Origin of the sequence: Anoxybacillus eryuanensis (assembly GCF_051200995.1) — a bacterium.
In the GTDB taxonomy this organism is placed as follows: Bacteria; Bacillota; Bacilli; order Bacillales; family Anoxybacillaceae; genus Anoxybacillus; species Anoxybacillus tengchongensis.
Genome location: NZ_JBPODS010000006.1, coordinates 13,146 through 25,414, shown reverse-complemented (window position 1 = coordinate 25,414; position 12,269 = coordinate 13,146). Strand labels below are relative to the sequence as shown.

At 42.1% G+C, this 12,269-nt stretch carries 12 protein-coding genes; 3 read left to right on the top strand and 9 right to left on the bottom strand.

The features are described from left to right. Positions 1-47: 47 nt before the first annotated feature. The 6 genes from HNQ84_RS07950 to HNQ84_RS07925 form a co-directional block, all read right to left on the bottom strand. Positions 48-443 carry a cytidine deaminase gene (locus HNQ84_RS07950; protein WP_183247688.1) on the bottom strand — a complete coding sequence of 132 codons (396 nt, stop codon included), beginning with the start codon at positions 441-443 and terminating at the stop codon, positions 48-50. A 25-nt stretch (positions 444-468) separates the two neighbouring features. After that, complete coding sequence (locus HNQ84_RS07945; RefSeq protein ID WP_003397112.1) at positions 469-639, bottom strand: XapX domain-containing protein; 171 nt, start codon at positions 637-639, stop codon at positions 469-471. 15 nt (positions 640-654) lie between these two features. Beyond that, complete coding sequence (gene deoC, locus HNQ84_RS07940; protein WP_183247690.1) at positions 655-1,320, bottom strand: deoxyribose-phosphate aldolase; 666 nt, start codon at positions 1,318-1,320, stop codon at positions 655-657. A 54-nt stretch (positions 1,321-1,374) separates the two neighbouring features. Continuing rightward, positions 1,375-2,589 (bottom strand): NupC/NupG family nucleoside CNT transporter, encoded by a 1,215-nt coding sequence (locus HNQ84_RS07935; RefSeq protein ID WP_055440829.1) that lies wholly within the window; start codon positions 2,587-2,589, stop codon positions 1,375-1,377. Positions 2,590-2,764: 175 nt separating this feature from the next. Next, positions 2,765-3,706 carry a DNA-binding transcriptional repressor DeoR gene (gene deoR, locus HNQ84_RS07930; RefSeq protein WP_435621766.1) on the bottom strand — a complete coding sequence of 314 codons (942 nt, stop codon included), beginning with the start codon at positions 3,704-3,706 and terminating at the stop codon, positions 2,765-2,767. Positions 3,707-3,834: 128 nt separating this feature from the next. After that, positions 3,835-4,800: a carbohydrate kinase family protein gene (locus tag HNQ84_RS07925; protein ID WP_435621765.1), complete on the bottom strand. Its 966-nt coding sequence runs from the start codon at positions 4,798-4,800 to the stop codon at positions 3,835-3,837. A 103-nt stretch (positions 4,801-4,903) separates the two neighbouring features. On the opposite strand from HNQ84_RS07925, the gene HNQ84_RS07920 reads away from it, so the two are divergent. Next, positions 4,904-6,127: a helix-turn-helix domain-containing protein gene (locus HNQ84_RS07920; protein ID WP_435621764.1), complete on the top strand. Its 1,224-nt coding sequence runs from the start codon at positions 4,904-4,906 to the stop codon at positions 6,125-6,127. Positions 6,128-6,247: 120 nt separating this feature from the next. Next, positions 6,248-7,378, top strand: coding sequence for an alanine dehydrogenase (ald, locus tag HNQ84_RS07915; protein ID WP_435621763.1), 1,131 nt, complete (start codon positions 6,248-6,250; stop codon positions 7,376-7,378). Positions 7,379-7,464: 86 nt separating this feature from the next. On the opposite strand, the gene HNQ84_RS07910 is transcribed toward ald, so the two are convergent. From HNQ84_RS07910 to HNQ84_RS07900, 3 genes are all read right to left on the bottom strand, one after another. Continuing rightward, a complete protein-coding gene (locus tag HNQ84_RS07910; protein ID WP_435621762.1) occupies positions 7,465-8,187 on the bottom strand; it encodes an amino acid ABC transporter ATP-binding protein in 723 nt (240 codons plus the stop codon). Further along, positions 8,184-8,837, bottom strand: a complete 654-nt coding sequence (locus HNQ84_RS07905) for an amino acid ABC transporter permease (RefSeq protein WP_435621761.1) — start codon at positions 8,835-8,837, stop codon at positions 8,184-8,186. The genes HNQ84_RS07910 and HNQ84_RS07905 overlap by 4 nt, the downstream gene beginning before the upstream one ends. A gap of 67 nt (positions 8,838-8,904) precedes the next feature. Continuing rightward, positions 8,905-9,702, bottom strand: a complete 798-nt coding sequence (locus tag HNQ84_RS07900; RefSeq protein ID WP_183242602.1) for a basic amino acid ABC transporter substrate-binding protein — start codon at positions 9,700-9,702, stop codon at positions 8,905-8,907. A 267-nt stretch (positions 9,703-9,969) separates the two neighbouring features. Between HNQ84_RS07900 and pflB the strand changes: the two genes are divergently transcribed. Beyond that, the gene (gene pflB, locus HNQ84_RS07895) at positions 9,970-12,228 is read left to right on the top strand and encodes a formate C-acetyltransferase (RefSeq protein ID WP_435621760.1); all 2,259 of its coding nucleotides are present in this window, start codon (positions 9,970-9,972) and stop codon (positions 12,226-12,228) included. Positions 12,229-12,269 lie beyond the last annotated feature (41 nt).

The window sequence follows — 12,269 nt, the reverse complement described above, 5'->3', positions numbered from 1 at the left end:
CTTTTTTGTTATGTATCAATGCAAAAAGCGTCGGGAAAAACCGACGCTTATCGCAAATCTTCTTTTGAAAAAGCTCCAGGGAGAAGTTCTTTCACTGTCGTTTCTTGCACATCGCCCTTCATATTCGCTAAAATGACGGGCATATCCGGATCACACAATTCAACAATGACTTGACGGCATGCACCACATGGCGGGACTGGTCGCTCCGTATCCGCAACGACAGCTAACATCGCATACTCATGGTCGCCTTCCGAGTATGCTTTAAATAAAGCGGTACGCTCCGCACAGTTGCATAAACCGTATGAGGCGTTTTCAATGTTACAGCCACCATACACTTTTCCATCTTTCGTTAACAAAGCTGCCCCCACTTTAAATTTTGAATACGGAACGTACGCCCGCTCTCTCGCTTGTTTTGCCGCTTCAATTAACTGTTGTTCATTCATTGTTGATCATCCCTTCTTGGGCTGTTTAATTAAAAAACGTCTTCATTAACCAATCTGCAACAACGCCACCTAAATATACGCCAAATACCCCCATCATTCCTGCTAATACAGGCGGAGCTGGCAACGGCAAACGTAAAAACTTAAATAAAATCCCAACGACAAGCCCTGCAAGTAAACTAAGTAATACTTCTTTCATATGTGGCTGCCTCCATTAATATGCTTCGTTTGACGTTGTGCCGTCCATAATTGCTGGTCCAGAGCTTGTACCAATGCGGTTTGCTCCTGCTTCAACCATCGCTTTTGCATCCGCTGCACTACGTACACCACCAGATGCTTTTACACCAACGTTTGGACCAACTGTTTTGCGCATTAATGCGACATCTTCGACCGTTGCCCCACCGCTTGCAAATCCGGTCGATGTTTTAACAAAATCAGCACCAGCACGAACAGCGATTTCGCATGCGCGCACTTTTTCTTCATCTGTTAACAATGCTGTTTCAATGATGACCTTTGTTAATGCTTTCCCCTTTGCTGCATCAACAACAGCACGAATGTCACGCTCGACAAGCTCATCATCGCCATCTTTTAACGCACCAATATTGATAACCATATCGACTTCTTGTGCGCCGTTTTCAATTGCTTGTTTTGTTTCAAACGCTTTTACTTCTGGTGTTGTCGCTCCTAACGGGAAGCCAATGACTGTACATACTTTTACTTTCGTTCCTTGCAAACGTTCAGCCGCAAATTTCACCCATGTTGGATTGACGCATACGGATGCAAATTCGTACTTTTTCGCCTCTTCCACTAACTTTTCAATTTGTGCTTTCGTTGTTTCTGGCTTTAATAACGTATGATCAATCATGCTAGCAATGTTCATCATGCATTCCTCCTTAAAATTTGATGTGATTGAAGCGTACGAGGCGCTTCGTGGTTAAATAAACATTCCTGCAATGGATGCGCTTAACAATGACGCAAGCATACCAGCGAGAACGGCTTTTAAACCCATGCGCGCAATGTCGCTGCGACGATTTGGCGCTAAGCTTCCTAACCCACCAAGCAAAATACCCATCGAAGAAATATTAGCAAATCCACATAGCGCAAAGCTAACAATCGCTACCGTTTTTGCTGATAAGTCTGGAATTTGTGGCGCAAACGATGAATACGCAACAAACTCGTTTAAAATTAATTTTTGACCGATAAATCCACCAGCTGTCACCGCTTCAGACCAAGGTACACCGATCGCAAACGCAATAGGAGCAAACAAGAATCCTAAAATCTTTTGAAGCGTTAAACCATCATAGTTAAACAAACTGCCGATGCCGCTAAGCAATCCGTTAATTAACGCAATAAGGGCGATAAACGCTAACAACATTGCACCGATATTTAATGCTAACTTTAAGCCATCACTTGCTCCGCGCGCAGCCGCGTCGATGACGTTTGTTGATTCTTCGTCTTTTTCCATTTCAAAATGTTCATCTTCTTTAATCGGCTCTGTTTCTGGCACAATCATTTTCGCCATGACTAATCCTGCTGGCGCTGCCATGAAACTTGCCGCAAGTAAATATTCAAGCGGGACACCTAAAAGCGAGTAACCAACAAGAACAGAACCAGCAACAGATGCCAATCCTCCTGTCATGACCGCAAACAGTTCAGATTGTGTCATTTTTGATAAATACGGACGAATGACAAGCGGTGCTTCTGTTTGACCGACGAAAATGTTCGCTGCTGCTGACATCGACTCCGCTTTACTCGTTCCGAGCAACTTTGCAAGCGGACCACCGATCATTTTAATGACCCATTGCATGACACCGATATAGTAAAGAACAGAAATTAGCGCAGAGAAGAAAATAACAACGGGCAACACTTGGAACGCAAACACAAATCCGATGCCTTTTGCCGCAAACATGCCACCGAACAAAAAGTTAATTCCTTCGTTCGCATAGTTAATAATGCTCGTTACACCATTTGTTAACCATTGTAATGCAGCTTTTCCTGCTTCCCATTTTAAAACGATAAACGCAAAAGCGACTTGAATCGCAAGACCACCTAAAATCGTTCGCGGATTAATCGCTTTACGATTGTTGGAAGAAAGAAAAGCGATTCCAAGGACAACGACAATACCAACAAGTCCCCAAACGATATTCATGTTGCACACTCCTATAAGTTGAATTTTGATTACGTAATCAATATAACAGGAAAACGAACATATGTAAACGTTAACATGAACAAATGTCAAAGAAAATTCATGGTTTGACTAAATCTTTCTTCCTTCTTTGCATAAATAAAGGGGGCTTTCTTCTTTTCCCCCATTTGTCGCTTCTTTATTCTTTTTCTAACAAACATTCGGCAGTAAATTGATCGGTCACTAATACGTTTGCATATTTCCCTTTCAATGCGCCGTATATGCCAGCAACTTTATGAATACCTCCTGCGATCACAATCGAGTATTCCTTGTTTTTCAGTTCTTCTAGCTCAATACCGAGCGTGCGCGCATTTAACTCCTCACTACATAGTTTTCCATTTTGATCAAAAAAACGTGAACAAATGTCACCAGCAGCTTTTGAATAAATTGTTTGCAAATCTTCCTCTGTAAAATAACCGAGTTGAAACAATAACGACTCTGATTTAATTGGTCCGATCGTAAAGACAGCAATATTCGCTTGGCGTCCTAGGTCGAGAATTTTACGAATGTGGCGGTCAGCCTCCATCGCTTGTTTCACAACGACATGATCAACGATCGCAGGTAGCGGCAAATGATGCACCGTTGCGTTGAATGCGCTTCCAAACAAATGCAAAATATCAGAGGCAAACGTATTCGTTTCTGATAAGCTGACGCCACCTTTTAATTGTACAACTTTCACGTCTTTGACATGTTTATGTTTCAGTTGTAATGCGACGTGATATAACGTCGTTCCCCATGTGACACCGATAATATCGCCATCTTTAACAATCGAACGTAAGTATTCTGCCGCTTCTTTCCCTAAATATTTCTTAATAATGCCATCTTGATGTTCCGGTACAGATACAACAATTGCTTTTTTTATATTGAACTTTTGTTCAATTTGCCTTGCTAACTGTTGAATATCTTCAGCCGGATCGTTAATTTTAATTTCTACAATTCCTTCTTCTTTCGCTTGCTGTAGTAGACGCGACACCGTCGGCCGAGATACACCAAGCTTTTTTGCAATGTCGTTTTGATTGTAGTCTAGCAAATAATACAATTTCGCTGCTTCAACGACTTTTTTTAGCTTATCTTGCTCCATCGCCTCATCACCTTTTATTTATGAATGAAAAAGGAGCAGCCTTCCATATTTGAAGGAATACTCCCTTTTCTTTCATCATACGAAAAAAACTGAACATTTGACAAGAAAAAGTTTTAACATAATTTCTATTATTTCAACCAACCTTCACGTAGGATGTGCTCGACTTCACTGAGTGTTGGCAGCGCTGTCATTGCTCCTTTTGTTGATGCAGCTAGCGCTCCCGAAACACTTGCAAAGCGGGTCATTTGTTCAACTTCCGCAAGCGATAGAGAATCCATTGTGCCTTCTCTTTCATGCAAGCAATACAACATACCGGAAACAAAAGCGTCACCTGCTCCTGTCGTATCAACTGCCTCTATTTTGAGAGCTGGGGTAAATACCGATCCTTCTTTCGTAAACGCATAACTACCGTTTTCCCCTAGCGTGACGACAATGAGCGGAATGTTGTAGGAAGAAAGGGCATCTACACCTTTTTGTATATCTTTCTCCCCTGTAATAAACGTCAATTCCTCTTCAGAAATTTTAAGTACATCCGCTTCTGGTAACATTGATACAATCATTTGACGAGCTTGTTGTTCGCTTTCCCATAAACCGAGACGCAAATTCGGATCATATGAAACAATCATCCCGTTTTCTTTAGCTAGCATGACAGCCCGCTTTGTTGCGCTGCGTGCTGGTTCGCTAATCAATGAGATCGAACCAAAATGGAGAATGCGATGTGTACGAAATAGCGACTCATCTATTTCTTCTTCGCGTAAAAAGCGATCGGCACTTGGATTAATGTAAAAGTCAAAGCTTCGTTCCCCATTTTCCGCTAGCGTTACAAAAACGACACCTGTACGAACATCATCACTAAATTGAAGCCAAGTCGTATTTACACCGTATTCATCAAGCGTTTCTTTTAAAAAGACACCGAGTACATCTCGGCCCACTTTCCCTAGAAACGTCGATGGTGCACCCAACCGCGCGACACCAACCGCGACATTCGCTGGGGCTCCTCCTGGGCTTTTTTGATACGCAAGATTTGTTGCGTCAAGTGGAATAAAATCAATTAACGCTTCACCAAGACTAATAACTCCTTGCTTCATCGTCATCCCTCCCATTCCATCGTAATACGTTCCATCATACAAATGCAACGCACAACAATAAAACGTGCTACAATAATCGTAAAACAACATAAGAAACGGAGTGGATATGATGAATCCTTTTGCCACTCATTTTGAAAGTTTAGAGGAATTTGCAGATCGTGTGAGCGAGTTGTTGCAATGTCCAATTACGATTGAAGATGCAAACCATCGCTTAATTGCTTATAGTGGACATGAGCATTACACCGATCCAGCTCGTACAGCGACCATTATCCACCGACGCGTGCCAGAACGCGTCATTAATAGTTTATGGCGCGAAGGGGTGATCCCAAGGCTCCTGCAAAGCGAGGAACCTGTTCGTGTCGCGGAAATTTCAGAAGTAGGGCTCGGCAATCGTATCGCCATTTCGATTTGGAGAAATAAAGAGGTGCTCGGGTTTATTTGGGCAATTGAAATGAACGAACCATGGACGGAGCAACAGTTTGACTTGTTAAAACAAGCAGCGAAAGCAGCAAAAAATTTGTTATTGCAACTACAAATTCGCAAACATAAAAAAGAAGAGCGGATTCAAGAATTTTTTTGGAAACTATTGACTGGTCATTTTCCATCTCCTCACGAAGTAATTGAACAATGTCATCAATTAAACGTACATGTGTATCCGTTTTTTTCTGTTGGTATTTTTCAATTTCAACAACATATTCAAACACAAGTAGAAAGACAAATTGATTATTTACTAAAAACGACACAGCAACTCGCCGTCCCACTTTATACGATTGATCACCAACGACTAATTGTGCTCGTTGCTCCAAGTTCAGACGTCTATGGAGAAGCACACATTGAACGATTTTTTCGTTCATTTATGACACAAATGAGAGAGCGATTTCGCGTGGACATTATGATGGGGGCATTCGGAAATGTGTACGAGTGCTATACAAAAATTGCAAAAAGCTACGAGGAAGCGCAAACGGTGTTAAAAATGAAACGTGCCTTCCCTCATCAACTTGCGAATATTCAAGGTTATCAGCATCTCGGCATGTATCAATTTTTTGATTTACTTTTTGAAAAAAAACGACATGGGGATTTCCACAACGTAGCACTCGAAAAGCTGAAACAATATGATGCACAGCACCATACCAACTTAGTCGAAACGATTGAAACATATCTCGACTTTGACAGCAACGTGAACGAAACAGCAAAAGCGCTGAACATTCATCCGAACACACTCGCTTATCGTCTCAAACGAATAAGTGAAATCGGGAATATCGATTTAAGCAACATGGGCGAAAAAGTAAAACTATATATCGATATGAAATTAGACAAATATCGGACAACATAGCTTTTGTGGAAATCCACAAAAGCTCGTTTTTTCTTTCTCTTTTCTAAACAAACAACAAATGATAAAAAACATTTATACTGTAGATAATACAAAAAGACAACATGAAAGGGGAAACAGCACATGATTATTGGTGTTCCAAAGGAAATTAAAAATAACGAAAATCGCGTAGCTATTACACCTGCTGGCGTCATGTCATTTGTCAGCAATGGACATACTGTATTAATTGAGAAAGATGCAGGAATTGGAAGCGGTTTCACAAATGAGGCTTACGTTCAGGCAGGAGCGCAAATCGTTGAACGTGCTGCAGACGTCTGGGCGCAAGCGGATATGGTCATGAAAGTCAAAGAACCTCTACCAAGTGAATACGAATATTTCCGTCCAGGATTAGTATTATTCACATACTTACATCTTGCTGCGGAACCAGAGTTAGCGCGCGCCCTCAAAGAAAAAGGCGTAATCGCGATCGCTTATGAAACGGTACAAGTTGGTCGTACGTTGCCACTTTTAACACCGATGAGCGAAGTGGCAGGACGTATGGCAGCGCAAATTGGTGCACAATTCCTCGAAAAAACAAAAGGCGGAAAAGGCATCCTTCTTTCAGGTGTTCCTGGCGTTAGCCGTGGAAAAGTGACAATCATTGGCGGCGGTGTCGTCGGAACAAACGCTGCAAAAGTGGCAATCGGCTTAGGCGCAAACGTGACAATTATCGACTTAAGCGCGGAACGTTTGCGTGAACTTGACGATATTTTCGGAAGCCAAATTAATACATTGATGTCTAACCCTATGAACATCGCACAAGCGGTGGCGGAGTCTGACCTTGTCATTGGCGCCGTATTAATCCCTGGAGCAAAAGCACCAAAGCTTGTGACAGAAGAAATGGTAAAAGCGATGCAGCCAGGTTCGGTCATCGTTGACGTAGCAATCGACCAGGGGGGCATTGTCGAAACGAGCGACCATGTGACGACACACGACAACCCAACATACGTGAAACACGGTGTCGTTCACTACGCAGTTGCAAACATGCCAGGGGCGGTTCCACGCACATCTACACTTGCGCTCACAAACGTTACGATGCCATACGCATTACAAATTGCGAACAAAGGTGTACACAAAGCTGTCGCAGACAACTCGGCGTTACGCCTTGGTGTGAACGTGGCAAACGGAGAAATCACGTACGAAGCTGTCGCACGCGACCTCGGTTACGACTACGTTCCAGTTGAAGTGGCTTTAGACAAACAGTTGTTAGCATAAATAGGGCGATCGGAGCTAGACAGCTCTCTGAACTCGAATTTTTATACAACAAAAGAAAGGTGTCCTGGCAAACGGGACACCTTTTTCTATAACACTTTCGATAAAAATGACTTTGTTCGCTCATGTTGTGGCGCATCAAAAATTTGTTGTGGTGTTCCTTCCTCTACGATCACTCCACCGTCCATAAAGAGAACGCGGTCCCCGACTTCACGGGCAAACCCCATCTCGTGCGTCACAACGACCATCGTCATTCCTTCTTTAGCTAGTTGCTTCATTACCGCAAGCACTTCCCCGACCATTTCAGGATCGAGCGCAGACGTCGGTTCATCAAATAGCATCACTTTCGGTTCCATCGCAAGCGCACGAGCGATTGCTACACGCTGTGCCTGTCCGCCTGATAAAGAATCCGGATATACGTGCGCCTTATCTTGTAAACCTACTTTCGCAAGCAGTTGTAACGCTTTTTCGGTCGCTTTCTCTTTCGACCATTTGCGCACTTTCATCGGAGCAAGTGTAATATTATCAAGCACCGTCATATGCGGAAATAAATTAAATCGTTGAAACACCATTCCTACTTCTTCCCGCACTTTATTTAAGTCTGTTTTCGGATCTTTTAAATGAAATCCGTCAACAACAATATCCCCTTCATCAAAATCTTCAAGCATGTTTAAACAACGTAAAAACGTCGACTTTCCCGATCCAGACGGACCGATGACAACAACCACTTCTTTTTCATGAATGTGCACATCAATTCCTTTTAACACTTGGAGCGATCCGTATGATTTTTTTAAATTTGTAACCCGAATCATGCATCATACCTTCTTTCTAACCGATGTAGCAACTTGCTTAATGAGAGGGTAAGCACTAAGTAAATAAGCGCAACGGTTAAGTACGGTTCCCATACGCGATAATATTGCCCTTGCATCGCTCGTCCCCAGTACATCAGTTCAGGCGCCGCAATGATTGCCGCAAGCGATGAATCTTTAATAAGGACGATAAATTCGTTACCAAGTGGCGGGATCATGCGCTTGATCGCTTGTGGTAAAATGATGTAACGCATCGCTTGTACATGCGTCATTCCAAGCGAACGTGCCGCTTCCATTTGCCCACGATCAATCGATTGAATACCAGCGCGGAAAATCTCAGCAATATACGCGGCCGCATTTAAAGATAACGAAATCGCTCCCGATACGAGCGGGTTCGGTTGGGCGGTAAACATCGGCATGATGCCAAAATGAATAAGTAAAATTTGTACAAATAATGGCGTTCCACGGAAAAAATGAACGTACCAATCAAACGGCAAACGGACGAGGCGGTTTTGAACCATTTTTCCTAGCCCAATCGCCAAACCAAGAATCGTCCCGAAAAAAATACCGACTAACGATAAACCGACTGTCCATAGTACTCCTTTGAAGAAAAACGGTGCATATTCCAAAATAATATTGAAACGAAAATCCATCATCTATCACCTTTCTTCTTGTAAAAATTGCGTAACTGCTTGCAGTTACGCAATTTTTACTTCGACGTTATTGCTGTTGTTGTAATGATTCAATATTCGGTTCTGTCCCAAACCATTTTTTATAAATTTCTGTATACGTTCCGTTTTCAATTACCTTTTTCAACGCTTCGTCTACTTTTTGCTTTAACTCGCTTCCTTTCGGGAACATGAAGCCGTAAAATTCAGATTCAAAATGTTCAGGATCCTCAAATGCTACAATCTTGGCATCTGGATTATTTTTTACATATTCGTTCGCAACAGCATTATCTGTTACAACGGCTTCCACACCGCCGTTTAACAAGTCCATAATCGCAACGACTGTATTCTCAAACTTTTTAATATTTTGATTCTCTTTTCCTAAAATTTTTTCAACGGCTTCTTGTCCCGTTGTACCATTTTGAACACCGACAACTTTTCCTTGTAAATCTTTCGCGCTTTTAATCGAACTTCCTTCTTTCACGAGAATCATATGTGTCGATTCAAAATACGGAATCGAAAAGTCATACGTTTGTTTTCGGTCGTCGTTAATTGTAATACCTGAAACGGCCATATCCGCTGTTTTTCCTTGAATAGCCGCAAACAATGGATCCCAGCCGATGTTTTTTAATTCATATGCTAATCCTGCTTCCTTCATGACTGCTTTTAATAAATCGACATCAAAGCCGACAATTTCACCTTTATCCATGTACTCAAATGGAGCAAACGCCGCGTCTGTCACAACTGTAATTTTCTTTTCTGTTGTTGCTGTTTTTTCTGTTGAACTGCCACACCCTACAAGCGCAAACATAAGTATAAAAATAAGTGTTGCCATCATTCCTTTTTTCATCAACTTTATCCCCCTTACTATTTGTTGTAAAATAATAAATATTTGTGTATAAACATGTTATGCTCTCTATGTTTCACATATTATCAGCTTTATTGTTTTTATGCAACAAATTTTATAAAAATAATTTTTGGAAAAATCTTTATTTTAGAAAATATTTTTGATCAATGTTTCACAAATTCGTCAATCCTTCTTTCTCCTCGTCATGTAAAAAAGTAGTATTCTTTATATAGGGGGTACTTTTATTCTGATGATTGGGAGGAGATTATTATGACGCTACTTACTGTGAATGAAACGTTGACGGACGCATGGAGAACGTTCAAAGGTGATAAATGGAAAAGGGAAATTGACGTTCGTGATTTTATTTTAAATAACGTAACCGTTTACACAGGGGATGAATCATTTTTACAAGGTCCGACAGAAGCGACGAAAAAACTGTGGGAACAAGTGATGGAGCTTTCAAAGTTAGAACGCGAAAAAGGCGGCGTTCTCAACATGGATACGGAAATCGTATCGACGATTACGTCGCATGGACCTGGTTATTTAAATAAAGAACTTGAAAAAGTCGTCGGTTTTCAAACAGATGAGCCGTTTAAACGAGCACTTATGCCATTTGGTGGGATTCGCATGGCTGAGCAAGCATGCGAAGCTTATGGATATCAAGTAAGCGATGAAGTAAAGAAAATTTTTACGCAATATCGCAAAACACATAACCAAGGCGTATTTGACGTATATACAGACGAAATGAAAGCCGCACGCAAAGCAGGAATCATTACAGGACTTCCTGACGCCTATGGACGCGGTCGCATTATCGGTGACTACCGTCGCGTAGCGTTATATGGTGTAGATCGCCTCATTGAAGAGAAGAAAAAAGATTTACGCAACACAGGTGCGCGCACAATGAGCGAAGACATCATTCGTCTCCGCGAAGAATTAGCTGAACAAATTCGCGCCCTGCAAGAACTAAAAGAAATGGCAGCAAGCTACGGCTACGATATTTCCAAACCAGCGCGCAACGCACATGAAGCTTTTCAATGGTTGTATTTCGCCTATCTTGCTGCGATTAAAGAACAAAACGGTGCGGCAATGAGCTTAGGTCGCGTCTCCACATTTTTAGATATTTATATTGAACGCGACTTGCAAGAAGGAACATTAACTGAACGCGAAGCGCAAGAGCTTGTTGACCATTTCGTCATGAAATTGCGCCTCGTAAAATTCGCAAGAACACCAGAATATAATGAGTTATTTAGCGGTGACCCAACGTGGGTAACAGAGTCGATCGGCGGTGTCGCTATTGATGGCCGTCCACTTGTGACAAAAAACTCATTCCGTTTCTTGCATACGCTTGACAACTTAGGTCCAGCGCCAGAACCAAACTTAACGGTTCTTTGGTCGACAAAATTACCAGAAGCATTTAAAAAATATTGTGCAAAAATGTCGATTCAAACAAGCTCCATTCAATATGAAAATGACGATTTAATGCGTCCTGAGTTTGGTGACGACTACGGCATCGCATGCTGCGTATCCGCCATGCGCATAGGTAAACAAATGCAGTTTTTCGGTGCGCGCGCAAACCTTGCGAAAGCATTATTGTACGCAATTAACGGCGGGGTTGACGAAAAGCTAAAAGTGCAAATCGGGCCAGAATTTGCGCCAATCACATCTGAATACTTAGATTATGAAGAAGTGATGCGCAAATTCGATAACGTCATGGAATGGCTAGCAGAGTTGTATATTAATACATTAAACGTCATCCATTACATGCACGATAAATATTGTTATGAACGAATCGAAATGGCGCTTCACGATACGCACATTTTGCGCACGATGGCAACGGGAATTGCTGGTCTTTCTGTCGTTGCTGACTCACTTAGCGCAATGAAATATGCAAAAGTAAAAACCATTCGCGACGAAAATGGCTTAGCTGTCGACTTTGAAATTGAAGGCGACTTCCCGAAATACGGCAACAACGATGATCGCGTCGATGCGATTGCGGTCGATATTGTTGAGCGCTTTATGACAAAATTGCGCAAACATAAAACGTATCGCGATTCGAAGCATACAACATCGATTTTAACGATCACATCAAATGTCGTATATGGCAAAAAGACAGGAAATACGCCTGATGGTCGTCGCGCTGGCGAGCCGTTCGCACCTGGTGCTAACCCATTGCATGGTCGCGATACGAAAGGAGCGCTTGCGTCATTAAGCTCTGTCGCTAAATTACCGTATGAATATGCATTAGACGGCATTTCGAACACGTTCTCGATCGTACCAAAAGCGCTCGGTAAGGATGACGCGACACGCATTCAAAACCTTGTGGCGATTTTAGATGGCTATGCGCAAAAACGCGGTCATCACTTAAACGTCAACGTCTTTAACCGCGACACGTTACTTGACGCGATGGAACATCCTGAAAAATATCCGCAACTGACCATTCGCGTATCAGGTTATGCGGTCAACTTTATTAAATTAACACGTGAACAACAAATTGACGTCATTAATCGGACGTTCCATGAAACTATGTAATGGAAGCTCCCACACATTGTGGGAGCTTTCTACCTAGGAGG

Excerpts from the sequence above, each read along its gene's own strand:
- deoR (WP_435621766.1), bottom strand. The coding sequence starts at position 3,706 with ATGGAGCAAGATAAGCTAAAAAAAGTCGTTGAAGCAGCGAAATTGTAT.
- HNQ84_RS07910 (WP_435621762.1), bottom strand. The coding sequence starts at position 8,187 with ATGATTCGGGTTACAAATTTAAAAAAATCATACGGATCGCTCCAAGTG.
- HNQ84_RS07905 (WP_435621761.1), bottom strand. The coding sequence starts at position 8,837 with ATGGATTTTCGTTTCAATATTATTTTGGAATATGCACCGTTTTTCTTC.
- HNQ84_RS07950 (WP_183247688.1), bottom strand. The coding sequence starts at position 443 with ATGAATGAACAACAGTTAATTGAAGCGGCAAAACAAGCGAGAGAGCGG.
- ald (WP_435621763.1), top strand. The coding sequence starts at position 6,248 with ATGATTATTGGTGTTCCAAAGGAAATTAAAAATAACGAAAATCGCGTA.
- HNQ84_RS07900 (WP_183242602.1), bottom strand. The coding sequence starts at position 9,702 with ATGAAAAAAGGAATGATGGCAACACTTATTTTTATACTTATGTTTGCG.
- deoC (WP_183247690.1), bottom strand. The coding sequence starts at position 1,320 with ATGAACATTGCTAGCATGATTGATCATACGTTATTAAAGCCAGAAACA.
- pflB (WP_435621760.1), top strand. The coding sequence starts at position 9,970 with ATGACGCTACTTACTGTGAATGAAACGTTGACGGACGCATGGAGAACG.
- HNQ84_RS07920 (WP_435621764.1), top strand. The coding sequence starts at position 4,904 with ATGAATCCTTTTGCCACTCATTTTGAAAGTTTAGAGGAATTTGCAGAT.
- HNQ84_RS07935 (WP_055440829.1), bottom strand. The coding sequence starts at position 2,589 with ATGAATATCGTTTGGGGACTTGTTGGTATTGTCGTTGTCCTTGGAATC.
- HNQ84_RS07945 (WP_003397112.1), bottom strand. The coding sequence starts at position 639 with ATGAAAGAAGTATTACTTAGTTTACTTGCAGGGCTTGTCGTTGGGATT.
- HNQ84_RS07925 (WP_435621765.1), bottom strand. The coding sequence starts at position 4,800 with ATGACGATGAAGCAAGGAGTTATTAGTCTTGGTGAAGCGTTAATTGAT.